General features: G+C 49.6%; 22 protein-coding genes. 16 read left to right on the top strand and 6 right to left on the bottom strand.

The annotated features are described in order from the left end of the window. Positions 1-3 precede the first annotated feature (3 nt). The 10 genes from LRP54_RS01015 (at position 4) to tsaD (ending at position 11,188) form a co-directional block, all read left to right on the top strand. Entirely contained in the window at positions 4-918 is a 915-nt protein-coding gene (locus LRP54_RS01015) for a GRP family sugar transporter (RefSeq protein ID WP_231205476.1), read from the top strand. A gap of 78 nt (positions 919-996) precedes the next feature. Next, entirely contained in the window at positions 997-2,778 is a 1,782-nt protein-coding gene (locus tag LRP54_RS01010; protein WP_231205475.1) for a bifunctional ADP-dependent NAD(P)H-hydrate dehydratase/NAD(P)H-hydrate epimerase, read from the top strand. 151 nt (positions 2,779-2,929) lie between these two features. Beyond that, positions 2,930-4,216 carry an alanine racemase gene (alr, locus tag LRP54_RS01005; protein ID WP_331274741.1) on the top strand — a complete coding sequence of 429 codons (1,287 nt, stop codon included), beginning with the start codon at positions 2,930-2,932 and terminating at the stop codon, positions 4,214-4,216. 12 nt (positions 4,217-4,228) lie between these two features. After that, a complete protein-coding gene (gene tsaE, locus LRP54_RS01000) occupies positions 4,229-4,795 on the top strand; it encodes a tRNA (adenosine(37)-N6)-threonylcarbamoyltransferase complex ATPase subunit type 1 TsaE (protein ID WP_231234651.1) in 567 nt (188 codons plus the stop codon). 138 nt (positions 4,796-4,933) lie between these two features. After that, entirely contained in the window at positions 4,934-5,638 is a 705-nt protein-coding gene (gene tsaB, locus LRP54_RS00995; protein WP_231205473.1) for a tRNA (adenosine(37)-N6)-threonylcarbamoyltransferase complex dimerization subunit type 1 TsaB, read from the top strand. A 44-nt stretch (positions 5,639-5,682) separates the two neighbouring features. Next, complete coding sequence (gene rimI / locus LRP54_RS00990; protein WP_231234650.1) at positions 5,683-6,198, top strand: ribosomal protein S18-alanine N-acetyltransferase; 516 nt, start codon at positions 5,683-5,685, stop codon at positions 6,196-6,198. Positions 6,199-6,521: 323 nt separating this feature from the next. Then, positions 6,522-7,223 carry a succinate dehydrogenase cytochrome b subunit gene (locus tag LRP54_RS00985; protein WP_231205471.1) on the top strand — a complete coding sequence of 234 codons (702 nt, stop codon included), beginning with the start codon at positions 6,522-6,524 and terminating at the stop codon, positions 7,221-7,223. Positions 7,224-7,239: 16 nt separating this feature from the next. After that, positions 7,240-9,219, top strand: a complete 1,980-nt coding sequence (locus tag LRP54_RS00980; protein WP_231205470.1) for a fumarate reductase/succinate dehydrogenase flavoprotein subunit — start codon at positions 7,240-7,242, stop codon at positions 9,217-9,219. Further along, positions 9,216-9,959, top strand: coding sequence for a succinate dehydrogenase/fumarate reductase iron-sulfur subunit (locus tag LRP54_RS00975; RefSeq protein WP_231205469.1), 744 nt, complete (start codon positions 9,216-9,218; stop codon positions 9,957-9,959). The genes LRP54_RS00980 and LRP54_RS00975 overlap by 4 nt, the downstream gene beginning before the upstream one ends. 167 nt (positions 9,960-10,126) lie before the next feature. Beyond that, entirely contained in the window at positions 10,127-11,188 is a 1,062-nt protein-coding gene (gene tsaD, locus LRP54_RS00970; RefSeq protein WP_231205468.1) for a tRNA (adenosine(37)-N6)-threonylcarbamoyltransferase complex transferase subunit TsaD, read from the top strand. A gap of 29 nt (positions 11,189-11,217) precedes the next feature. Here tsaD and LRP54_RS00965 read toward each other — a convergent pair whose 3' ends face one another. Continuing rightward, entirely contained in the window at positions 11,218-12,447 is a 1,230-nt protein-coding gene (locus LRP54_RS00965; RefSeq protein ID WP_231205467.1) for a THUMP-like domain-containing protein, read from the bottom strand. A 386-nt stretch (positions 12,448-12,833) separates the two neighbouring features. On the opposite strand from LRP54_RS00965, the gene groES reads away from it, so the two are divergent. Further along, complete coding sequence (groES, locus tag LRP54_RS00960; protein ID WP_231205466.1) at positions 12,834-13,130, top strand: co-chaperone GroES; 297 nt, start codon at positions 12,834-12,836, stop codon at positions 13,128-13,130. 77 nt (positions 13,131-13,207) lie between these two features. Here groES and LRP54_RS00955 read toward each other — a convergent pair whose 3' ends face one another. From LRP54_RS00955 to LRP54_RS00945, 3 genes are all read right to left on the bottom strand, one after another. After that, positions 13,208-14,203, bottom strand: a complete 996-nt coding sequence (locus tag LRP54_RS00955; RefSeq protein ID WP_231234649.1) for a cytochrome c biogenesis CcdA family protein — start codon at positions 14,201-14,203, stop codon at positions 13,208-13,210. A gap of 13 nt (positions 14,204-14,216) precedes the next feature. After that, positions 14,217-15,065 carry a DsbA family protein gene (locus LRP54_RS00950; protein WP_231234648.1) on the bottom strand — a complete coding sequence of 283 codons (849 nt, stop codon included), beginning with the start codon at positions 15,063-15,065 and terminating at the stop codon, positions 14,217-14,219. Positions 15,066-15,267: 202 nt separating this feature from the next. Further along, positions 15,268-15,561 carry a WhiB family transcriptional regulator gene (locus LRP54_RS00945; RefSeq protein WP_231205463.1) on the bottom strand — a complete coding sequence of 98 codons (294 nt, stop codon included), beginning with the start codon at positions 15,559-15,561 and terminating at the stop codon, positions 15,268-15,270. Between the two features lie 368 nt (positions 15,562-15,929). Between LRP54_RS00945 and LRP54_RS00940 the strand changes: the two genes are divergently transcribed. From LRP54_RS00940 to LRP54_RS00925, 4 genes are all read left to right on the top strand, one after another. Then, positions 15,930-16,838 (top strand): MerR family transcriptional regulator, encoded by a 909-nt coding sequence (locus LRP54_RS00940; protein WP_231234647.1) that lies wholly within the window; start codon positions 15,930-15,932, stop codon positions 16,836-16,838. A 189-nt stretch (positions 16,839-17,027) separates the two neighbouring features. Beyond that, positions 17,028-18,308, top strand: coding sequence for an AGE family epimerase/isomerase (locus LRP54_RS00935; protein ID WP_231234646.1), 1,281 nt, complete (start codon positions 17,028-17,030; stop codon positions 18,306-18,308). Between the two features lie 215 nt (positions 18,309-18,523). Then, complete coding sequence (gene guaB, locus LRP54_RS00930) at positions 18,524-20,047, top strand: IMP dehydrogenase (protein ID WP_231205460.1); 1,524 nt, start codon at positions 18,524-18,526, stop codon at positions 20,045-20,047. A 161-nt stretch (positions 20,048-20,208) separates the two neighbouring features. After that, positions 20,209-20,907 carry a transaldolase family protein gene (locus LRP54_RS00925; protein WP_231205459.1) on the top strand — a complete coding sequence of 233 codons (699 nt, stop codon included), beginning with the start codon at positions 20,209-20,211 and terminating at the stop codon, positions 20,905-20,907. Positions 20,908-21,005: 98 nt separating this feature from the next. On the opposite strand, the gene LRP54_RS00920 is transcribed toward LRP54_RS00925, so the two are convergent. Continuing rightward, positions 21,006-21,722 carry an exonuclease domain-containing protein gene (locus LRP54_RS00920; RefSeq protein ID WP_231234686.1) on the bottom strand — a complete coding sequence of 239 codons (717 nt, stop codon included), beginning with the start codon at positions 21,720-21,722 and terminating at the stop codon, positions 21,006-21,008. 222 nt (positions 21,723-21,944) lie between these two features. Here LRP54_RS00920 and LRP54_RS00915 point away from each other — a divergent pair, with 222 nt between their 5' ends. Continuing rightward, positions 21,945-23,069 carry a GuaB3 family IMP dehydrogenase-related protein gene (locus LRP54_RS00915; RefSeq protein ID WP_231205458.1) on the top strand — a complete coding sequence of 375 codons (1,125 nt, stop codon included), beginning with the start codon at positions 21,945-21,947 and terminating at the stop codon, positions 23,067-23,069. Positions 23,070-23,361: 292 nt separating this feature from the next. Here the strand turns inward: LRP54_RS00915 and LRP54_RS00910 are convergent, their stop codons facing one another. Beyond that, positions 23,362-25,035 carry a fumarate hydratase gene (locus tag LRP54_RS00910; RefSeq protein WP_231234645.1) on the bottom strand — a complete coding sequence of 558 codons (1,674 nt, stop codon included), beginning with the start codon at positions 25,033-25,035 and terminating at the stop codon, positions 23,362-23,364. Between the last annotated feature and the right edge of the window lie 30 nt (positions 25,036-25,065).

Raw genomic sequence — 25,065 nt, 5'->3', positions numbered from 1 at the left:
TCGGTGCTCGACATTCTTTTCGCACTCATCCCCAGCGTGATTTTCGGCAGCATGAGTTTGCTGCTCATGCTTTTTGGCGGTACAGACCGCCAAAAAATTACCGGCCTATACACCGGTGGTTTCCTTACCGCTGCAACGGTCACTCCATTCTTAGAAGTGCACTGGGACGTGAAAACATGGGTGGTTTCTTTTATTTCCGGTGCACTACTCGGATGGGGTTTATACGACCAGACAGTATGTTTGCGAGTCATTGGCGTGTCACGTACCATGCCGATTTCCACGGGACTTCAACTCGCTTTTATGTCCTTAGGTGGTGTCCTCCTTTTTGGCGAACTACAAGCACCGGGGGCTTTACCTGTGGGAATACTTGCAATCGTTTTGCTGATCGCCGGAGTATGGCTTACTTCGTTACATGAAAAAACCTCTGCGCAGTCCTCTCCAGAGCAAAATATTGATTGGCCCCGAGGAATACGCCTACTAACAACCTCAACGATCGGCTTAGTTGCTTTTCTTCTGCTCGCCCAATGGTTCGGCATTGACGGGCAAAGCATTATGCTTCCACAATCGTTCGGGTGCTTGGTGACGGGATACCTTTTATCCTCACCCATGCGAGAACGGCTGCACGGGCGGCCTCGTAAAAATGAGAATTCACGTTGGGCCCCAGCTACTTTCCGTCAAATGCTGACAGGAATCTTATGGGCTTCGGCTGTCCTCATACAGCAAATATCCACAGCTCGTAATGGTGTAGCAGTTGGTTTTACTCTTTCTCAATTAGGCGTCATTATTTCAACCCTCGGCGGTATCGTCCTGCTCGGAGAACATCGCACTCGCCGTGAAGCTATCTGGACAGGTGCCGGTGTCATACTTGTTGTCCTCGGCGCTGTATGCGCAGGACTTGCTCAAGCAATGGACACCTAGGTGATGCGCCCTCTCGCACGTGAAACAGGCCTTTAATCCGTGGCGCGTACAAAACGTCAGGCGATGAATAATAGGTGTATGACACGTGCTTACTATTACACCGCTGCTCAAATAGCTAAAACTGAAGCTATCGTTTGCGACCAAGCACGTGCCCTCAACGATCCTGACCGCTATATGCGACGTGCTGCTCGCGCAGTTGCCTCAGCAGTTCATCGTTATCATGAAGCCCATCCTGATCGGAATACGACGAAAGAAACAGGCCGCCCAACATCCACTGCGAACACTGATGAAGAACTAGGCGCCGACACGCAGGTGGATATATGCGCGCTTATCGGAGGCGGTAATAACGGGGGAGACGCCCTATACGCATGTGCATATCTTGCTGAGCAAGGCTATCGAGTGACAGCAATTGAATTTACGGGGCACTCGCATCAGCGGGCACGAAAACACGCAGAATCTGTGGGAGTTACACTTATTCCGGCAAATATGAATGAATGGCAGTTTCCTCAAAAAGAAATATCTGATAATACAACAAAAGAAACAGATGATTTTCGTAAGGAACACACGCATATAAGCCACTGCACGGTCCGCAAGGTATTTCCCGATCATATTCAGGTGGCTTTACGTGCAAGCATATGGATTGATGGAATCCTTGGAGCAGGCCTAAGAGGACCTATCCGCAAACCGTTAGCCTACGCAATATCTGCTATGCGAATATATGCCACGCAGCATCGGCCACATATAGTAGCTGTGGATACACCCTCAGGACTTTATAGCGGATACCAAATAGAGCATGATCCTATCCTGCCAGCCAATCACACGATCGCAATGATTGGTGCTCGCCAAGAAATTATCGAACCCCCAACATGCTACTATGCGGGAAGTCTTGAAATTGCTAATCTTGGTATAAAAGAACCCGAAGAAAAATGCGGAGAAATTATCGGTCCCTTCCACGCATACCACGCACTGCGTATCCCCAGATATGACGACCATAAATACACGCGCGGAGTCGTTTCACTGATCGCCGGTTCAAACTCCTACCCAGGTGCAGGAATCCTTGCGGTCAGCGGGGCCATCGCAATGGGCGCGGGTATGGTACGACTTGATTCAACAGAACGAGTACAAAACCTGACGCTTCAACGCTTCCCAGGAATTGTTGTGACACCGGGGAAAACGCACGCACTCGTTGTAGGCCCGGGGATAGAGGACCTGAAAGCTGAAACAGCGGAAAAAATACCTCAAGCCACCCTAAACGGTATCAGTATCGTCATAGACGCAGGCGCTTTAGACTATGTGCCAACCCTCAATGAACATGTGCAAAAGAAAACGCAGGAAAAACTGTGGGTGCTGACACCACACGCAGGAGAAGCAGCACGACTGCTACGTGCCTACGGGTATCAATGGACCAGTACCGATGTCACACATTCACCCGTTAAAGCAGCACAATATTTATCTGAATGTACGCAAGCAGCTGTCGTAATGAAAGGGGCCGCCACCGTTATTGTTATCCCCGGTAACAGGCCCGCAATTGTTCCTCAAGGAACAGGATGGATGGCATGTGCGGGCAGCGGTGATGTACTGGCTGGAATGATTGGCGCTGCTCTTGCCGCTGCATCAAGCCATCAGGATATGCCGCACTCTTTGCCTGTGCCGTTGCAGCATACGCCTGCTGTGCCAGGAAAAAACAGATGGACACAGGAACACGCACATGCCGTATATGGTGCAGTGTGGCTACATATGCAATCTGGCCGACGCATATCTGAAAGGCTAGGTAAATACGGTGGCCCAATACGTCCAGAACAGATTGCTGAATACGTCCCTGAACTGCTGGGAGAAATACTCGGCATGACAATTCCTTAAAAAGAAACGTCACGACTTTTCATAATAACGTGCTTCCTGTTTGCAGCTACTTCACCCATAAAGGAAAGGAAAACACGGCGGCATTTTTTGAAAAAGGCGCGAAATAGTGGCAAAACACGAGCATATACGCAGAAAGTGGAATACTAGAACAGTGATTTCCTCATTCTTTGAGCAGCAAGAATCTGACCAGCAAGAAACTGGAAGTACTCGCACAGAATTACACCCAGCCAGCGTCAGTGTCGACCTTGCAGCTATTCGTCACAATGTGCGCGCGCTACAACGCCTAGCCCCGCAGTCACAATTCATGGCTATCGTGAAAGGTAATGCCTACGGTCATGGCCTTATTCCGGTGGCCGTGGCCGCTTTAGAAGCTGGAGCGTCATGGTTTGGAGTGGCTCAAGTAAGTGAAGCACTGGAATTACGACGCGGATTGGATGAACTGGGGATTTCACGCGACAAAGCTCGGATTTTGACATGGATTGCCCCACCTGCAACAGATTGGGTACCGCTCATTACATCCGATATTGACCTCGCAGTATCGTGGACATGGGTTTTAGAAGAAATTGTTGAAGCAGCAATACGATGCGCGACTCCTGCTCGTATTCACGTCAAGATTGACACAGGAATGTCACGTGCAGGCTCCACAATTGAAGATCTTCTCCTGCTGGCTCAATCTGTACATGAATCTCTCCACAAAGGTCACGTGGAACTCATCGGAGCATGGACTCACCTTTCACGTGCAGATGATATGAGTGAGGCAGGTCGTGCCTCCACAGCGGAACATATGAAAATTTTTGCTGAAGGCCTGAGCATCCTCGAAAAAGAAGGACTCCACCCACAGATACGTCATGCAGCAGCTACTGCTGGTATTTTGTGGCATCCCGAGACTCACCTCGACATGGTACGTGCAGGAATAGGCATATACGGTTTAAGTCCTGACCCTGATGTTGCCTCCTCACACGAACTTGGTTTACACCCGGCAATGCGTATCAGCGCTCCGCTTACCTCGGTTAAAAAAGTGGCATACGACCGCCCTATTTCTTACGGTGGTACTGCGCGCACCCAAACGGATCGATGGCTCGGTTTAGTGCCGATAGGATACGCAGATGGGGTGCTTCGAGCCTCATCCCCAGGGGCTTACGTGATTGTGCGCACGGACCGCGGCCCCGTGCGAGCACCTGTCGTGGGACGTATTTGCATGGACCAGTTCATTATTGATCTTGGGCCGGTTACTGCTGATACCTTACCGCCTGCTCAGGTAGGGAATACGGCAATTGTGATTGGTGATGCAACCCGTGGAGAACCAAGCGCTGATGAATGGGCGCAGGCAGCTTCCACCATCAATTATGAGGTGGTTACTCGTGTTGGTGAACGACTGCGACGGCATTGGACCGATAGTGAACAAACCTGCGAGAACGCCCAATACGATCTTGTGTGAGAAGGAAAAATAATGGAGAAATTCGTTTGTCATACGCATAACGCCGACATGACACGCGCATTAGGCCAAGCGCTCGGTGAGTGTGTACGTGCAGGTGATTTGATTATGCTGCGAGGTGGCCTAGGCGCAGGTAAAACCACATTCACTCAAGGAATCGGCCACGGTATGAATATACGTGGACAGGTTGCTTCTCCCACTTTCATTGTTGCCCGACTGCACCCTCCTTTAGGGGAAGGGCCTGCTTTGATTCACGCAGACGCGTACCGTATTCGTGATCTTGACGATCTTGAAACTTTAGATCTTGATTCCACACTTGATGAATCTGTCACTGTTGTGGAATGGGGTGAAGGGAAAACTGAAGCTTTATCCTCTGAACGTTTAGAAATAGATGTTGAACGCGCAACAGGTGGATATGTGCAATGTGATGACCACAATGTGATTGATTTAGAAACGATGGATGATGGGCAGCGTCGCATTGTTTTTACCGCTCATGGGACTCGTTGGGATGGTATTTTTGAGGCTCTACGTGCCCGAGCAGATTTTCTTTACCAACAAGGAATGTCAGGATCCGCGAGTTAAGAACTTGTGATCTGTCATTGCCTTTACTTTCGTGCATAGTGCCGCGCTATGGTTTTTCGTTTTGAGCCTTGACGGTAGCGACACTGCCTGCACAGTGTATATTTCACTCAGACTTTGACTATTTAAGAGGAATCAATCGTGTTATATCTGTGCCTTGACACTTCTTCTGTGACATCAGTAGCTGTTGTTCGTGATGGTCAGACTGTTGCTCGTGCGCGTTCGCAGTCGGCACGTCATCACGTGGAAACAATTATCCCGATGATTCATTCTGTTGTGGAAGAAGCTGGTATTCCTTCCCTTCATGCGGGGACAGGGGACTGCGGTATTGAGGCTGTGCTTGTAGGTACAGGGCCAGCGCCTTTTACTGGTTTACGTGCCGGTTTGGTCAGTGCGCGTGTTTTAGCTTACTCACTGAAAGTGCCGGTGTACGGTGTCCCTTCGCTTGATGTGATGGCCCGTGCCGCTTTGGATCTTTTACCTCAGAACGAAACAGTGGTGGCTATTTCTGATGCTCGTCGTCGTGAATTGTACTGGGGTATGTATCGAGCTGATGGGCCAGATGACGTGTTCTGTGAAGGCAATATAGAGGTGGGATCAGCTCAGATGCTTGTATCTCAACTTCATGAACCTTCTGCTCTACTGGTATGTGAAGGGGAAGTTCCCGCTCACTCGGCAGATGCGCTCCTCGGGATTGCGCGGGGTCCTCTTGCTCCGATTGATCCGGCGGTTATGGTCCGTATTGTGCGTTCTCGTTTGGCTCAAGGTGATATGGAACGTGTGGGGACTGAGCCATTGTATTTACGTCGTCCAGATATTCATGGGCAGGCAGCTGAGCGCATGTAGATACGTGCGCAGGTACTGCAATTGCTCGGAATAAAGGAAAAATAATGCCGATAAATGGCGATCATGCGCGGCTAAATCAAATGGTAACTCCATCCTATGAGTATCACAGGTTAGGGGTAGCTGATTGTGAAACTGTTTATGCCTGTGAATGTGAGGTTTTTGCTGAGGATCCATGGACTTACTCAATGATTGAGCAGGAGTTATCTTCACCGCACCGCTATTATGTTGGGGCTTTTTTAGGGAGCGTATTAGCAGGTTGGGCGGGGATATCCATTGGTATTGATGCGGATGTGATGACGATTGGTGTGCGAGAACAATTTCGAGGGACTGGTGTGGGTCACGCCTTAATGTCTGATGTACTTGCTGTTGCACTGGATGAAGGAGCACAGCGAATCTTTTTGGAAGTACGTGAATCTAATGTGGGCGCTATCCACATGTATGAGCGTCATGGATTTTTCCCTATAGGACGTGTGAAAAATTATTTTCGTTATCCTCGGGAGGACGCCCTCACTATGCGTAAAGATGCGCTGTCGGGGAGTAAACCTGCCTCAAACGTGTGAATACTGCGCGTATGGTAGGGGAAAAGCAACATTTTTTATATGCGAGGAAAATGCGACGAAACGTGGAAAACGTGACTAAGACAAGGAAAACTTTTGTTAGGTAAAGTTGCTTGCGAAGTCTTCAGGCTAGATAAGCAAAAACAATGTTAGTTAATACCTTTCGTTAATGATGACGAAATTGAAAATGCGAAGAAAAACACTAGAAAAAGTCGTGTTACGAAAATGGCGGAATAAAGCCGAAAAAATACTATTTTTTTGACACCGTGTGCGAAACAGGTCCCGAGTCCCAGCAGGGATGAGTACGGAGCCTTTAGGGTGGATACATGGCCACACAAACTGTCGCAACGAAGAAACGTCGCGCATGGACAACCACGGTGTTTGTTAAGCAACTCATGGCTGTCTCAGGACTTGTCTTCGTCTTTTTCTTGCTTTTCCACTCGTATGGAAACCTTAAGATGTTCCTCGGTCAAGAGGCATACGATCATTATGCTGAATGGCTGAAGCACGACGCGCTGTACCCAATCTTCCCGCACGGAGGTTTTATTTGGGTATTCCGCGCAGCAATGATGCTGATGCTCGTTATTCACGTCGCTGCTGCTGCGATTACATGGAAACGTTCACGTCGAGCTCGTCGTACTCCGTACCGCGTAAAGAAAAATGCCGCTGATGCCTATGCAGCACGTACGATGCGTGTCACAGCAGTTTTGCTGCTAGGGCTCATCATTTTCCATATTCTTCACTTCACCACAGGGACAATTCGCACGGGATTCACCGCCGATTCCACACCGTATGAGCGTATGGTTGCGGCATTCCAGAATCCTTTCATGGTGATCGTGTACCTCGTTTTTGTGGCAGCGGCATGTCTGCACGTCGCTCACGGTTTCTGGTCGGCATTCCAATCCCTTGGATGGGTTCGTTCAGGAACACGTAAATTTATGGTCGTTGTCTCTGGCCTCATCGGTGTTCTCATCTTCGCGATGTTTGCTTTACCGCCGTTAGCCATCGCCGTCGGCTTCATACGCTGAGAAAGGGTGATCGTATATGACTGACACCTTAATCAAGGGCTTCTACCGTGAAGGCGAGCCCGCCGTCGATCATAAAGCGCCGCTGGATGTTCCATTGTCACAGTGCTGGGAACAACGTAAATTCTCTGCGGCCCTCGTTAATCCCGCTAACCGCCGTAAGCTGCGTGTCATCATTGTTGGCTCAGGCTTAGCTGGAGGCGCTGCTGCGGCCTCCTTAGGTGAAATGGGATACAACGTTGACGTATTCTTCTATCAGGATTCTGCTCGCCGCGCACACTCAATTGCTGCGCAGGGCGGTATCAATGCAGCCAAGAATTACCGCAACGACAACGACTCCGTGTACCGCCTGTTCTACGACACCGTAAAGGGCGGTGACTACCGTGCACGTGAAACAAATGTGTACCGTTTAGCTGAAGTAAGTGCGAACATCATTGACCAATGTGTTGCTCAAGGTGTTCCATTTGCCCGTGAATACGGTGGCTTATTAGATAACCGTTCATTTGGTGGCGTTCAGGTTTCACGTACTTTTTACGCGCGCGGCCAGACAGGGCAACAACTCCTCATCGGTGCTTATCAAGCACTTGAACGTCAAGTTGCCGCTGGAACAGTGACAGAACATTCCCGTCACGAAATGGTTGAACTCATTGTTTCTGATGGGCGCGCCCGAGGAATCGTTGCTCGCAACATGACCACAGGCGAACTGGAAACCTATGTGGCTGACGCGGTTGTGCTGGCCTCAGGCGGTTACGGCAACGTGTTCTTCCTGTCCACCAACGCAATGGGATGTAACGCGACAGCAATTTGGCGTGCACACCGTAAGGGCGCATGGTTCGGTAACCCCTGCTTCACGCAGATTCACCCGACCTGTATTCCACAGCACGGCGATCAGCAGTCAAAGCTCACTTTGATGTCGGAATCCCTGCGTAACGACGGTCGTATTTGGGTGCCCAAGAAGGCTGAGGATTGCGAAAAAGATCCACGTGATATTCCAGAAGAAGATCGCGATTACTACCTTGAGCGCATCTATCCGGCTTTCGGTAACCTCGTTCCTCGTGATATCGCTTCACGTCAAGCAAAGAATATGTGCGACGAAGGCCGAGGCGTTGGTCCGAAGATTGACGGCGTTGCTCGCGGCGTGTACCTCGACTTTGCTGAAGCAATTGGTCGTATGGGACGTGACGCTGTTTCTGCGAAGTACGGCAACCTCTTTGACATGTATGAACGCATTACAGGTGATAACCCGTATGAGACGCCTATGCGTATCTACCCTGCGGTTCACTACACAATGGGTGGCTTGTGGGTTGACTACGATCTTGAATCTAACCTACCTGGCCTGTATGTGACAGGTGAAGCAAACTTCTCAGATCACGGTGCCAACCGTTTAGGTGCTTCTGCGCTGATGCAAGGTCTGTCAGATGGCTACTTCGTTTTGCCTAACACCATCAATGACTATCTGGCTCACGCATTTTCTTTGCCTCGTTTGGATAACAATTCGGAAGATGTCCTCGCAGCAAAAGCTGAGGCTCAGGCCCGTATTGACCGTTTGATGGCTGTTGATGGTAACCGTTCAGTGGACTCATTCCACAAGGAACTGGGAAACATCATGTGGGAATACTGCGGTATGGAACGTACCGAAGAAGGCCTGAAGAAAGCCATTGGCCTGATTCGTCAGCTCCGTGAAGAATTCTGGGTAAATGTTCGCGTACCGGGTAAATCGGTCGGTGAACTCAACCAATCCCTAGAAAAAGCAGGCCGTGTTGCTGACTTCATGGAATTAGGCGAATTAATGTGTATTGATGCCTTGCACCGTGAAGAATCCTGCGGTGGGCACTTCCGCGCCGAGTCGCAAACTCCTGAAGGGGAGGCCCTGCGTCACGACGACAAGTTCCTGTACGTCGCAGCATGGGAGTGGACTGGTGAAAGCCAACCTCCTGTTTTGCACAAGGAAGACCTGGTTTACAACAACATCGAGCTGAAGCAGCGGAGTTACAAGTGAACTTGACACTGAAGATTTGGCGTCAGAGCGGTCCAGAAGATCCCGGCGCTATGCACGAATATCAGATCCGCGGGATTTCTGAGGAATCATCGTTCCTTGAAATGCTTGACGTATTAAACGAAGAGCTTTTCGCTCGCGGCGAAGAACCAATCGCCTTTGATTCAGACTGCCGTGAAGGTATCTGTGGTCAATGTGGTCTGGTCATTGACGGTATCGCTCACGGTCCTGAGGTGACAACAACCTGTCAGCTACACATGCGTACATTCAACGATGGAGATGTCATCACCATCGAACCATGGCGAGCTGAAGGTTTCCCAATCATTAAGGACCTTGTGGTAAACCGCAGCGCCCTGGATCGCATCATTCAGGCTGGCGGCTACATTTCCGTCAACACAGGTGCAGCTCCAGATGCCCATGCCACACCTGTTCCAAAACAGGACGCAGACCGTGCATTCGAGGCCGCAGCGTGTATTGGCTGTGGCGCATGTGTTGCTGCATGTCCGAATGCTTCCGCCATGCTGTTCACTTCGGCAAAAGTCACACACCTGCAGCTCTTGCCGCAAGGCAAGCCAGAAAACCTCAAGCGCGTGGTTGCTATGCTGAACCAGCACGATGAGGAAGGTTTCGGTTCCTGCACGAATATTGGTGAGTGCGCGGCCGTATGTCCTAAGCAAATCCCATTGGATGTGATTGCGACATTGAACCGCCAGCTCGGTAAGGCAACATTCGCAGGCATGTGATCTGCTGATGGCAGGTGCCATACACCATTTTCATATAGTGCCCGTCCTTGTACATAGGGGCGGGCACTATGCTGTACATGCCCTGATGAATCTTTCTCTTGAGTATTATTCACAACTTTTCTGTGTGGAACTGCTGGCCCACTTCCATAGGGGTTAAAATTTCCCCTGTGAGTTCAGAGAAAGAAAAAGCACAGCCACTGGTTCTTGGAATTGAATCGACATGCGATGAAACAGGAGTGGCTCTGGTGCGGGGATGTGAACTACTGGCTGACCGCACAGCAACATCAATGGATGAATATGCACGTTATGGCGGTATCATCCCTGAAATTGCTTCACGTGCGCACTTGGAATCAATCCTGCCGACCTTAGAATCAGCATTGAAGGAATCCGAGGTATCACTGGCCGATGTGGATGCTATTGCTGTGGCAGCAGGACCAGGTTTAGTGGGCTCCTTAACAGTAGGTATTTGTGCTGCTAAAAGTCTGGCTTTTGCTCTGAATAAACCCATTTACGGTGTGAACCATGTTCTTGGGCACCTTGCTGTTGACAAATTAGTTGATGGGCCTTTACCTGAAAAATTTATTGGTCTGGTAGTTTCTGGTGGGCACTCGAATCTTCTGCTTGTTCGTGATATTGCCACTGATGTGCAAGAACTCGGCGGCACTTTAGATGATGCTGCTGGTGAAGCATTCGATAAAGTAGGGCGTTTGTTGGGCTTACCGTATCCAGGAGGTCCGCATGTGGATCGCCTTTCACGCGAAGGCAATGTTTCTGCACTACGTTTTCCACGTGGTTTAGCTGCAGGAAAAGATAAAGAACGCCATAAATATGATTTCAGTTTTTCTGGCTTAAAAACTGCTGTCGCTCGTTATGTTGAGGGTGCGACAGCGGCAGGAGAACACGTAAATACGGCTGATGTATGCGCCGCGTTTTCTGAAGCAGTAAATGATTCATTAACAGCAAAAGCTGTGCGTGCAGCTATTGACCATGAATGCTCCACAATTGTCGTGGGCGGTGGTTTTAGTGCAAATTCGCGTTTACGTGAACTTCTTTTGGAACGTGCTCAGGCCGCAGGAATTGAAGTACGTATGCCTCCGTTACGTTTTTGTACAGATAACGGCGCACAGATTGCTGCTATGGGATCGGAACTACTGCGGGCAGGAGTACGTCCTTCACCTGCTGATTTTTCACCAGATTCAGCAATGGTCCTCACACAGGCATCACAGTAAAAACCAGTGCTGTCACTGGGGGAATATTTTCAGCAAACGCGGCGACCAATGATTGCGCGATGTTGTCCTTGGATGCGCGTGGCAATGACAACAGCGGGCGTACTTCCAGTGAGTTTGAGCTGTCGACGTAAGACCTCAGGTGAAATATCGGCTCCGCGTTTCTTGATTTCAACGTAGCCAGCATCTAAATGACGCAGTGCTGCAGAAATCTGTTTAGGGCGGAGCGCGGTGACGTCGTGTACCTCGAAAGCTGAATAAAACGGGCTGGGTGTATATGTATCGCCTGTAAGGTAAGCGATACGTGAATCAATGAGGTGCAGGTTGTATTGATCTGCGATAGCGGAAATAGTGCCGCTGCGGATTATCGCATCATCGGGTTCCATGATGAACCGGCTAAGCGGTCCAACAGGTGCAGGAGTGATCGGATCGCATGGGGTATGAGCATGAGGATCTGTGACAATGTGTATGGTCTGCTCTCGGATAATTTGCGCACTGCGACCAGGGCCTTCTATTGCAAGAGGAGGTGACCATAGAGCTGCCTCAACAAGCTGACCGTCTACGCTTGTCCACTGGACATGAAAATCTGCGGGAAGTACCTCATATGCGATTCCGGGGGCTACTTTGACACCAAGAGCCGGAATGTACTGAGTCCACGAGAGCACCGTAGATAAAGGAGGGGCCCAGTGTTCAGGATCCTGAATACGAGTATTGCCTTTGTGTAGGCCGCTTCGACGTGCAGGATCAGCAAAGATAGCGTTTACGCCACGAGCGATAAGATCACTCATCTCCAGTTGTAAAACATCGCCACATAGCACTTCAGACTCAGGGAAATCTCGTAGATTTGCTGCTGCGGCTGCCGCTGAGTCCTCATCAATATCAAGGCTGAATGTGCGGATTCCAAGGCCGGCTGCCGTTAAAGATTCAGTGCCGATACCGCAGCCTAAATCGGCAAGATAAGTGACTCCGGCACGGTGAAAACGTTGCGCGTGAGTTGTAGCAACAGATAAACGTGAGGCTTGTTCGAGTCCTTCGCGGGTGAAAACCATATGACGAGCTAAAGAACCAAATTTTCTTTCTGCCGCTTCGCGTAGGTCAAGTTGCTGGAGGATAGCGGAAGCGACGTGAGGTGTTACACCTTGGGAACGTAAAGCGGTGCTTAAAGAAAGTGAGTCAAGGGTGCGTCGTTCGGGGCGTTTTTCCCATGCTTGCAGTATTTCCCAGGCAGGGGAGTCCAAGATGAGGCGAAGCGACGTATCCATGCTGTTATTGTCCCATGATCCTTTGGAAGGCGGATACTGGGAGAAATGAGGCAATTGAGTGCAAATACACCCAAATTACAGTGTTTCTGGTAAATATTGATGAAATAGCCTTGACAGGTGGGGAAAAGAAATACAAGGCGATATGAGTGAATCGGCGTATGAAGAATGTGGGCAGCATACTTTACGTAAAAAATCATCTGGAAACATGAAATGTTGATATAGACGATATATTTACCACTGAAATTGGCACTCGGCTTGCTTGAGTGCCAATGCGGTTCTAAGCTGGGACCTGAACGCGACATGATCGCGGAAGGCTCTGGGTCTGACCCCCGCGACGGCAGACAGAGAGCAGTAATGTCTTTCCGTTGTAAGAAGGAGTGACGACAATGTCGATCACCATTAAGCCCCTTGAAGACCGTATTGTTATTCGTCAGCTTGAAGCTGAACGCACCACCGCTTCAGGTTTAGTTTTGCCTGACACAGCCAAGGAAAAGCCGCAGGAAGGTGAAGTTATCGCTGTTGGTCCCGGCCGCGTTGACGATAACGGAAACCGTGTTCCTGTAGATGTCAAGATTGGTGACACTGTTATTTATAGCCGTTACGGTGGCACAGAAGTCAAGTACGAAGGGGAGGAATACCAGATCCTTTCCGCTCGTGACGTACTCGCAATCGTCGAGCGCTGAGCTTATCCATCACGGTGTACTCATACGTACACCGAAAGGACCCAGAAGGCCTACCTGTTTATTGACAGGTGGGCCTCCTATTTTCCTACTCGCAGATAACGCCGTAACGCATATATGCCCACTGCTAAGATGACGACAATACCAACAGGAAGCCACCAGGGAATGAGGGAGAAAACCTCGATCGTACGGCTTTCAAGATCTGCGAGAGCAGAAGAACTAAAGAAATGCTGAAAAGGAAGCCATAAACCGCCCCAGATCAGCGATACGCCTAAAAACAAGAAAAATAGGCCGGAGATAATATGTGTCCACGTTGTCCAACGTCCCAAAAGTTTTACAGGACGAGGATGCAGCAAAGGGCGCATCCACTTTTCACACGAGCGCCACACGATCGCAAGAAGCAGCAGCGGAAGGCACATGCCGCTCCCGTAAAGAAACATGAGCCACAGTGCTGATAGGAGCGAGCCTCCTAAGCCTGCGCCCAAAAGAACAGCTCCAAGAATAGGGCCAGCGCAGCCTACACCTGCTACACCGTAAGTAATACCCAGCAAGTACACTGCCAGAGGGTTTGCTGAATCATCTGTGGAACGGAGTCTATGGCTTCTAGAAGTAAAAACGGCAGAAGTCGGCGTAAAAAGTTTGCCTGTTCTGGCTGAAATAGACTTTTCATCCAGTTGGACTGAAGCAGGCGACACCGACAATGAATGAGCACCAGATGTAGAAAAGCGAGGTAAACCTCGATGGTATTTCATCCAAAGTGAGCGAAAAAACCTGACAGGTGAATGAAATTCAACAGAGAAAATCTGCAAAAAAGCAAGGACGATAATGAGCCCAGCAGCTGCAACCACAATTTGATGACTGTGAGCGTGAAATGCTGAGCCAACGGAACCAGAAAGAACAGCTAAAGGCAACAAAGCAGTTAAAAGACCCGCCCAGAAAATAGCGGTACGAAGCAGCAGGGTAGTACGAGAAGTAAAAGCGTAAGCAAAAAACGCAGGAAGGACCATCACAGAGCAGGGTGCGAAAAGTGTGAGGATTCCTCCGCAAAAAGCCGCCCATGCGGGAAGTGTCACCATAACGAGAGCATCCTTAGCGAGCAGCTTGCTTCGCGTACTCAGTGATCGTATTCCGAATGTAGGCTATATCGCGGTAGCCGCTGATAACAGAGTCACCAATGAAAGCGAAAGGCGTTCCTTTCACGCCGATGGAGTACGCGTGTTCACGGCTTTTTTGCACTGCCTGCACAGTAGCTTGACTGGTCATTTCAGCTGTGAATGCTTCAATATCAGGAACCCCTGCTGCGCGAGCAAAGTCGATGAGTTTACTTTCAGTATATTCAGGGTGCTCAGATGGTCCTGCAGCCGCATAAACAGCGTCATGGAATTCCCAGAAACGACCTTGTGAAGCTGCGGCGCGACCAGCCTGTGCTGCAAGAGGTGAGGTTTGTGTGACCTGCGCCAGATCACGCCATTCGACACGAAGTGTTCCATTGTCGATAAGGTCATTGAGCTGAGGCTGTATTTCTTTAGCAAAAAGCGTGCAATAGGGGCAGCCGAAATCCGAATATAAGACAAGGACAACGGGAGCATCAACAGAGCCTTTAGCCTGACCGTCTGTGGGATCACGGTGAGGTTCTGCTCGGATAATTGCCAGAGCTTCAGAATCGGTATGTGCGGGTGCGACTTCCTCATGTGATGTCTGCGCTTGTGTTTGCGTGGACTGAGGTTTTTGCGCAGTGGGGGAGCCCGCTTCACTTTGCGTCATTTCGACGGCAGATTGTGGCGGCTGGGCTAGCGAGCGGTCACGAACCAATATTACCGTTACCACGATTAAAAGAGTGGCAACAATGAGCAAAAGCAAAGCCATGATAAGGACAAGTGGGTTACGCTCAGAACGAGGTGAGGCAGTGGAAACTGTAGGGGAGTTGGGAAGTGTCATAACCTTGCTTTCGTAATGAGAAAAAGAAAATCTTCACCTATATATCAAAAAATAGTATGAAAATAGAGGGCCGACATCTTTTGTATGAAAGTATCTGTAGATATAGGGGATATCCCTCATTGATGCCTTAATCCCTATGATGAGTGCCCAAGGATAATAAAAGCGTCATCACTGCTGTGACGACGCAATTGGTGGACGGTTTTTAGGAGGCGCGACGTCGAGCAGTGCCTCGAACAGCTTCTCGACGTTCTTCTTCGGTCATGCCACCCCAAATGCCATAAGGCTCTTGTGCTGCAAGGGCATATTGGCGGCATTGTTCAAGAACAGGGCATGTGGCGCATATGGCCTTCGCTGCTTCAGCACGACGGCGGCGAGTGGAGCCTCGTTCGCCTTCAGGATGGAAAAACATTTCCGTATCTAGGTCGCGGCAGGCCCCTTGGTACTGCCACTCCCAAACCTCCATCATAGGGCCGGGTAGTCGCGAGACATCAGTCATGGGTCCTCATTTCCTACAAGTGAACAATTGATGATGAAGAATGTTCCTTCATCTTGCTATCCACCATTCTACGTAACTGTGCATATGTTGTTCAAGACCGTGTCATAAATTCTCCTGAAACTCTCAGGAAAAGAGAGAAAGCTGAGAAAACACTGAAAGAAAATATCTATGAAAGTTACAGTTCAATAAAGAAAAAGACTCCACAAAGCACTGAAACTGGGCGAAAAGAAGAAAAACACATCTTCCGGTGGCGCAAAAAGGCTGAGGGTACGACAATCGAAGAAAAGCAATGCACAAGTAATGCGCGCACGAAGAACAGAAAGTGCGTCATTTTTGCGCATATCAGCACGCAGTGAAAAGGAGCAAATATGCCTAAGGCACAGCTCGTGGCCGCAGAATTACCACAAGCGCCACTTACTGTAGCCGCTGTGTCGGTACGCCTAGGAATATCTCCCTCCACATTACGCACATGGGAACGCAGATATGGGATTGGAAACGAAGAACGCCAATCCGGAACTCGACGACGCTACCTTCCAGATGATTTTGCGCGCCTTGCTCACATGGTCGAATTAATTCACGCAGGAGTTCCTACGGCTGAAGCCGCAGCTATTGTACGAGGCGAAACCCCCGCGAAAACACGTGAAAACACGCGTGAACTTCCCGTGCCATCACATTGCGACGACATACTTGCCGCTGCACAAGGAGGGCGCGCAGAAACCCTTATACGCCTACTAGAAAATGCGATAGCAACCCACGGCCTCGTCTACACATGGACACATTTACTTGAACCGGCACTTGAATCCATCAGAGCCTCCACCGAAGGCGAAAAACCAGGATACGCACCCTCGGCCCTCTTGACACTTGCAGTTCTCCAAGTCCTCACCGAAATATCAGACCAACGCCCCACCACCTCAACAGACCAAGAAAACACAGTAGGAATCCTTATCCTCACAGATGAAGAACACTCCTTGGCAGCTCATGTCATGGGAGTAGCTTTACAATGGCGAGAACACCCCACGGCAATTATGTCCACAGGAAATCACGGCGGGACAGAAGTATGCGACCGAATAGCAACATACATGCAAAACCATGATGTGCGTATCGCTGTCGTCACAGGACGCGGGACAGCATGTGAAAAACTTGTCACAACCCTCATACATGACCACAGCACCGACGTCATCCTCGTAGGTGCGGATACACCACCAATTCTGAATCCGAAAGTTCTACGTGTACGCACTATCGCTGCAGCCGTTGAAGAAACTCTTGCACGTATCTAAAACAGGCCACGGTCATCACTTTTCCGGATACCACATCCACTGTCCGATAATCGGTCACGAAAGCACAGGAACGCACATCCTATGGTCGAAAGCCCCCATTTCCCTTTGCTTTCAATGGTAACGTGGCACCTATAATCTTGCGTCCCCGCAAAGGAACATATACCCACACATCAACATAATGGAGGAATCATGGAAAGCCCGTGGGAAGAACCAATCCTACAATCCAGCTTCACCAAAGAATTCCTTGTTCTTACACGTTTTGCCTGCGCCTCCCTGCGTCCCAGCGGATTTGGATACTTAATGGGGGACGGCACAGTGAACAAAAAACGTCCCGTTGAACTGTGGATTACAGCCCGTATGACCCATGTATTTGCCCTCGCATCCCTATGCGGTATCGCGGGTATGTCAGAATTTGCTGAACACGGGATCCGTTCCTTAACCACTGCTTTTCGCGATCATGAAAACGGTGGCTGGTTCAGCGCAGTAGAACACGGTATCGACGAAAACGGTCACGGCCACTGCGTTGGAGACGGTCGTAAAGAAGCCTATGCTCACGCATTCGTTATCCTCGCAGCTTCAAGTGCCCTCACAGCAGGTATAGAGGGCGCACGCCAACTCCTTGAGGACGCGCTCGCCGATCAAGATACCCACTGGTGGGAACCAGAACACGGGCGTGTATGCGAATCATGGGATAAGGAATATACGCAGAAAGAAGCCTACCGTGGCCTCAACTCCAACATGCACACGGTGGAAGCATATCTGGCGGCTTATCATGCGACAGGGGAACGCTTGTGGCTAGACCGTGCGCGCGCAATCACCCGCTGGGCCGCTGATCTATGTGCGCAGTGGGGCGCCCGTTTACCTGAACACTTTGATAGTAAATGGGCAGTGCAGACAGATTTCAATAAAGAAAATCCTCATGATCCTTTCCGCCCCTACGGTGTTACACCGGGACACGCATGTGAATGGGCTCGCCTGATGCTGCATGTGCGTGGTGCTTTGAGGGAAAATGGTGACGAAATTCCAGACTGGACACTAGAAGCTCCTCATGCACTTTTTAGTCGTGCTGCTGAGGAAGGATGGGATAGCAAGCATGGTGGCTTTGTGTATACCACCGACTTTGACGGTCAGCCAGTTGTCACAGAACGTATGCACTGGGTTTTATGTGAAGCATTAAGTGCAGCAATGGTATTGGGACGCGAACTTCACGTCGTGGGGCGAACGCAAGACGCTGAGGAAGTATCTGACTTTTTTGCTTCATGGCTTGCATGGGCCGATCAGTACCTACGTGAAGACATTGGCAGATGGGTACATGAAGTGAATGAAAACGGTGACGTGTCAACGACAACGTGGGACGGTAAACCTGACGTATATCATGTAGCGCAGATGCTTCTTTTACCGCTGTTACCGCCAGCAGCTAGTTTCGCAGAATCAGCGCGACGGGCACGTGAGAGCCACTCGTTTCTATAAGGAAAACTTTTTCGAGGATCCTCACCTACAGGATTGACCTGAGTGATGCGGCCAACACAGGTGCCGTCTTTTATTTGTTTGATAAAAGCCCATTATTTCACCTGCAGGGCATAGGCCTGATATGAAGACTCATATATACAATACAGAGGTCCTACGTCATATTTTTCACAGGGTTCAACGATAAAATATGTAGGCTTGGCCTCTACACTTGTTCTATGGGTGGACTTACGACACATGCACAGGATCCTTTTGCTTTAACAGGTCTGACTTACGACGACGTTCTTTTGCTACCGGAATTAACGGATGTTGTTCCCTCAACTGTGGATACAACCTCATATCTCACAAAAAATATTCAACTACGTATTCCGTTGCTGTCAGCGGCAATGGATACGGTTACCGAAGCGCGTATGGCAATTGCTATGGCACGTCAAGGTGGCATTGGAATTTTGCACCGAAACCTTTCCATCGATGAGCAAGCACAGCAAGTGCGCCAAGTGAAACGCTCAGAATCAGGCATGGTGGAAGATCCTGTGACCGTCAGGCCCGATGCCACAATCGAGGAACTTGATCGTTTATGTGGACAGTACAGGGTTTCTGGTCTGCCGGTTGTTGGCGAAAATGGTGAACTCTTAGGTATTATCACCAATCGTGATCTGCGTTTTGTCCCCCCACAGGATTGGTCGCATTTACATGTATCTGATTGCATGACACCGCGTGAACGTTTAGTGACAGGACATGTAGGTATTTCACGCGAGGACGCGAAAGCTCTTTTGGCACAGCACCGAGTCGAAAAACTACCGATCATTGATGACAACGGTTGTTTAACGGGCCTGATTACAGTTAAAGACTTCGTAAAGACAGAGCAGTATCCTAATGCCACCAAAGATGCTCGCGGTCGTTTAGTTGTTGGCGCCGCAGTGGGCTACTGGGGAGACACGTGGGAACGCGCCAGCGCACTTGCTGAGGCAGGTGTTGACGTCCTTGTGGTTGATACTGCAAACGGTGGCGCTGCTTTGGCTCTTGACATGATTCGCCGCATTAAAGCAGATTCTGCTTTTGAAGGGGTGCAAATCATTGGTGGAAATGTGGCAACTACCGAGGGTGCTCAAGCTCTGATTGATGCCGGTGTGGATGCTGTGAAAGTGGGGGTTGGTCCTGGATCTATTTGCACGACTCGTGTTGTTGCAGGTGTGGGTGTTCCTCAAATCACTGCTATTCATTTAGCTGCGAAGGCTTGTGGGCCAGCGGGCGTGCCATTAATTGCTGATGGCGGACTGCAATATTCAGGCGATATTGGTAAGGCATTGGTTGCTGGCGCGGATACAGTGATGCTGGGCTCCTTGCTTGCTGGTTGTGAGGAATCACCCGGTGAACTGGTATTTACCAATGGTAAGCAATTTAAGCGTTACCGTGGAATGGGTTCGCTGGGGGCAATGAGTTCACGTGGACGTAAATCGTATTCAAAGGACCGTTATTTCCAAGCAGATGTATCAAGTGATGACAAAATCATTCCTGAAGGCATTGAAGGACAGGTTCCTTATACAGGTGCTTTAGCTTCAGTGGTTTACCAACTGGTAGGCGGTTTGCATCAGACAATGTTCTATTTGGGCGCTTCAACTATTGCCGACCTGAAAAAGAATGGTCGTTTTGTCAGGATCACATCAGCAGGTCTGCGTGAATCACACCCGCATGATGTTCAAATGACAACGGAAGCACCAAATTATCACAGCCTGAAGTGACAGTGCTTGACGTGGCAATTCTGTAAGCGGCGGAGGGAAAATATTATTCCCTTCGCCGCTTGATATTTGCTACCTGTTTTGAAACAGGGGAGGGGATTTGTCGTGACACCTGTGGAACTCATACAGTAGGAGAAAGCCAGAGACTGAAATGGAGGCTCCTGATGTTGATTTTGATTGACGACGCTGACCCAAAGGCTATTGAAGATACATTGTCATTTTTACCAGTTGACGGTGTGACAACAAATCCAGCGATTTTGGCACGTTATGGGGCGGATCCTCTGGCCACATTGAAACGAATTAAGGAAATCCTGCCTTTTGGCTCACAAATGCATGCGCAATTAGTATCGACAACAACTGAGGGCATGTTGGCTGAAGCAGCCGCTTTACGTGAAACTTTAGGTGAACATATTTTCGTGAAAGTGCCTGTGACACGCGAAGGCTATGCAGCAATGCCCTTATTGAAGCAGCGAGGTTTTTACATTACTGCGACAGGTATTCACTCAGCTATGCAAGGTTTCATGGCAGCAAAAGCAGGATGCCGTTATATCGCTCCTTACGTGAACCGTATGGATAACTATGGTATTTCAGGTGTCCGTGTGGCAGCTGATATGCACAGGATGCTTCGTGCTCAGGGGATTCAATCAGATGTGCTTGCCGCGTCTTTCAAGAACTCAGAGCAAGTCCTTGAACTTGTCCGTGACGGCATTGGGGCAATCACAGCCGCCCCTGATGTACTTGCACACCTTGTCAGTAATCCGGCAACCGATATGGCAATTCATGAGCAAAATGCCGATTTTGCTGGACTTGTCGGTGGGCCGATGACTTGGGCTGACCTGGTTGCTGCCACAGGTGAAAAGTAGAATTTCACCTCACGAATTTCACCTGAGCTACCAGTAGGCATGATGTGTGCTGGTACCTGATCGCAGAGCGCGCACGACTAGGCTTATGAGCATGAGGACTACTCAAGAGGCCATGCGCGAGAGATAACAACCTCCTTACCTACACTGCGTCGCATATATTCCTCACGGTCAGCTGCCCATTGTGCATGTTCACGTTTTTGCCATTCGTGAAGCTCCATACACGTCATAGCCCCAAAGGTGTCGGAGTGCTTTCGCGCAATCCCTCCAAGGACATCAAGAGTCATTTGCACATCCACTTCCGCAGTATGGGCATTTTCTTCAGCAACCACACCATATACAGGTGCCATCAGCACCAGTGTTTTCTTTCCTTTGCGATATTTACCAACAACACGGTCAATAACAAGCGGATCAATAACCGGTGAAGGTAAACGACCAAGACGTTCTTCTAAAGTAGGTAAACCATGGCGACGAAGCTCAGCTTCCATCAGAGAAATATCGTAGGGAGCATTGAAAACAACCACAGGAAAACCTCGTTTCCAATGGTCAGTTAAAGTCGAAGCCACATCATCAAGTACCTGAGTAATCGGCTGCCCATTTTCACGCGCATATTCTGTGGTGATCCCATGAACAGCACTCGCTTTTTCAGGTATTTCCACACCAGGATCAGCTAGCCATGTGCGCATCAGATCAGCTTCACGAGGGTGAGCGCCTGCACGTCTCAAAACAAGGGCAGCAGTAACTAAACGATCTTCGTGAACATGCACTCCCGTTGTTTCCGTGTCAAAACCTAACCACGGAACATCTGTCCATATCATCTCTTTTTCACTCATACTTCCAGTGTCCCCTATAACTCCCACATCTGCGTACACTTCAACACCAAAAGTGCAACGCAGCGCTCAATACATGCTGCCTTTGTGCTGAGAAATCCCGTGCGCATACACCCGTATAGAAATATGAGACAAGTAATTTCTATGAGGTGGAAATATACATAAGCATATTGACTGAAAGAAAAAGACTGTTCCCGATAGTATGAGTACGTGAGTCATGAAATTGAAATTGGTCGAGGCAAACGTGGACGACGCGCCTACACGCTAGACGACATCGCTTTAGTGCCTGCACGACGTACCCGCGATCCAGAAGACGTCAACGTGGGCTGGCAAATTGATGCCTACCATGTTGATATTCCAATTATGGCTGCCCCCATGGACTCAGTGATGAGCCCTCAGACAGCTATCGAATGTGGACGCTTGGGCGGTATCGGCGTTCTGGATTTGGATGGTCTATGGACCCGTTATGAGGATCCAGAACCACTACTTGAAGAAGTTTCGCATCTTGACGGGGAAGAATCTATTCCTTTTTTACAGAAAGCCTACTCTGAGCCAATTCAACCTGAACTCATTACAGCTCGACTCCAACAGATTCGTGAGGCCGGTGTTGTCGTCGCGGGCCGCCTATCACCACAAAGAACACAAAAATACTGGCGATATGTTGTCGATGCGGGTGTGGATTTATTCGTTATTCGTGGCACCACTGTATCGGCTGAACACGTATCTTCACGCGCAGAACCACTCAACCTCAAACGTTTTATCTACGAACTTGATGTGCCTGTGATTGTGGGAGGCGTATCAACCACAACTGCAGCTTTACATCTGATGCGGACAGGAGCAGCAGGAATCCTCGTCGGTTTCGGAGGCGGCGCAGCCCATTCAACTCGACAGTCTTTGGGCGTACATGCGCCAATGGCGACGGCACTGGCTGATGTTGCTGCTGCCCGTCGAGATTACATGGATGAATCTGGGGGACGTTATGTGCATGTCATTGCGGATGGAGGTATTGGACGTTCAGGTGACCTGTCACGTGCCATTGCCTGTGGTGCTGATGCCGTTATGTTAGGTGCAGCACTTGCGCGTGCTGAGGAAGCTCCCGGTCGCGGATGGCATTGGGGAAGCGAAGCAACACACCCTGAAATGCCACGAGGACAGCGCGTACATGTGGGAACAAGCGGAACAATGAAACAGATCCTCTACGGCCCCTCAACACGGGCAGATGGCTCATTAAACTTTGTTGGCGCATTGAAACGAACAATGGCTTCAACAGGTTACAGCGAAGTGAAAGACCTGCAGCGTGTTGAAGTGGTTGTCAGCCCTTACCGCCCGCTATGAACTCTACTGATACTCATGCGTCGCTTTTTACGCTAGATGAGGTGCAGACACGCTTATATGCGATACGCCTATAAGCGTCAATTGGGTGTAAAAAGTGCTGCTTTCCCACGGATAAAACATGAGAAAGCAGCACCTGTACGTTTTAGATGAGGCCCAACTTAAGGAGGAAAGTGCTCACACGGTCCTTTCAGACATCAGAAAAGCCTCACGTCCTTATTCATTTGTTGAACTGGGAAGGCCAATAATGTCAGTGAACTACCGTGAAGCAGAACAACATGAGGGCCACCAGAATCTATAAACCAGGACGTTTACCAATGGTCAGAGTAACTTCCTGAGTACCAGCAAAGAAATCATTCCCCTTATCATCAACAACAATGAAAGCAGGGAAATCTTCTACCTCAATCTTCCACACAGCTTCCATGCCAAGCTCAGGGTACTCAAGTAATTCAACTTTCTTGATGCAATGCGCAGCTAATTCTGCTGCGGGACCACCGATAGAGCCCAGATAGAAACCCCCGTGCTTGTGACAGGCCTGAGTTACCTGATCGGAACGGTTTCCTTTAGCTACCATAATCATTGAGCCACCCAGAGACTGAAAACGATCCACATAAGAATCCATACGTCCCGCAGTCGTTGGGCCGAAAGAACCTGAAGGCATACCTTCCGGTGTTTTCGCAGGTCCGGCATAGTACACAGGATGATCTAGCATGTACTGCGGCATAGGCTCGCCATTATCCAGACGCTCACGAATTTTCGCATGGGCAATATCACGAGCAACAATCATCGTGCCTGACAAAGCCAAACGAGTCTTAACGGGATACTGAGAAAGCTGAGCTAGGACTTCAGCCATTGGACGGTTCAAATCAACGTGAATAGCGCCCTCACCATCAGAACCAAGTTCTTCATCAGTTGTCGCAGGTAAGAAACGTCCCGGATTAAAATCAAGCTGCTCCAAAAACACACCTTCTGGGGTGATTTTTGCTTTCGCTTGACGGTCAGCGGAACAGGACACAGCAATGGCAACAGGTAGAGAAGCCCCGTGGCGTGGAAGCCGAATGACACGCACATCATGGCAGAAGTATTTACCGCCAAACTGCGCTCCAATTCCCATCTGCTGAGTCAGCTCAAAAACAGCTTTTTCCATTTCGACATCACGGAAGCCATTACCGCACTCAGACCCGTGGGTGGGTAAAGAATCTAAATAGTGCGCAGAAGCATACTTTGCTGTTTTGAGGCAGTATTCAGCGCTCGTACCACCAATAACGATAGCAAGGTGATAGGGCGGGCATGCTGCTGTTCCTAATGAACGTATTTTTTCTTCGAGGAACTGCATCATGTGCTCGGGATCCAAAATGGCTTTCGTCATTTGGTAAAGGTAGGACTTATTTGCAGAACCTCCGCCTTTAGCCATGAAAAGGAAATGGTAATCACATTCATGCCCCCGGTGAGTGTCAGCGTAGAGTTCGACTTGTGCGGGCAGGTTGCAGCCGGTGTTCTTTTCGTCGTACATGGTTAAAGGCGCATTTTGTGAATAGCGCAGATTAAGCTCGGTGTAAGCGTCATATACGCCGTGCGAAAGGGCGCGTTCGTCGTTTCCTTCTGTGATGATTCGTTGGCCGCGCTCGCCTTTGATGATGGCTGTGCCGGTGTCTTGACACATGGGGAGCACGCCCGCCGAAGCAACATTCGCATTTTTTAAGAGATCGAGTGCGACGAAGCGGTCATTTGCTGAAGCCTCGGGATCTTCCAAAATTTTTGCTAGCTGTTCGAGGTGTTCTGTTCGCAGGAAATAAGAAATGTCATGGTAGGCCTCGCGAGCTAGTGTTTGGAGGGCTTCGGGGGCGATTTTCAGGTAAGGGACACCCTCTGGTCCTTCTACGGTTTGTACGCCCTCAGTGGTAATGAGGCGGTATGTGGTGGTGTCTTCTCCGAGGGGAAGTAAGTCTTCGTAGAAGAACTCAGTCATGGTAACTCCTTGTTGCTGGTGATACATGGG

The organism is Schaalia sp. lx-100 (genome assembly GCF_021083625.1).
Classification (GTDB): Bacteria; Actinomycetota; Actinomycetes; order Actinomycetales; family Actinomycetaceae; genus Pauljensenia.
The sequence above is the reverse complement of the archived record's forward strand: the minus strand, read 5'-3'. Positions and strand labels throughout refer to the sequence as shown.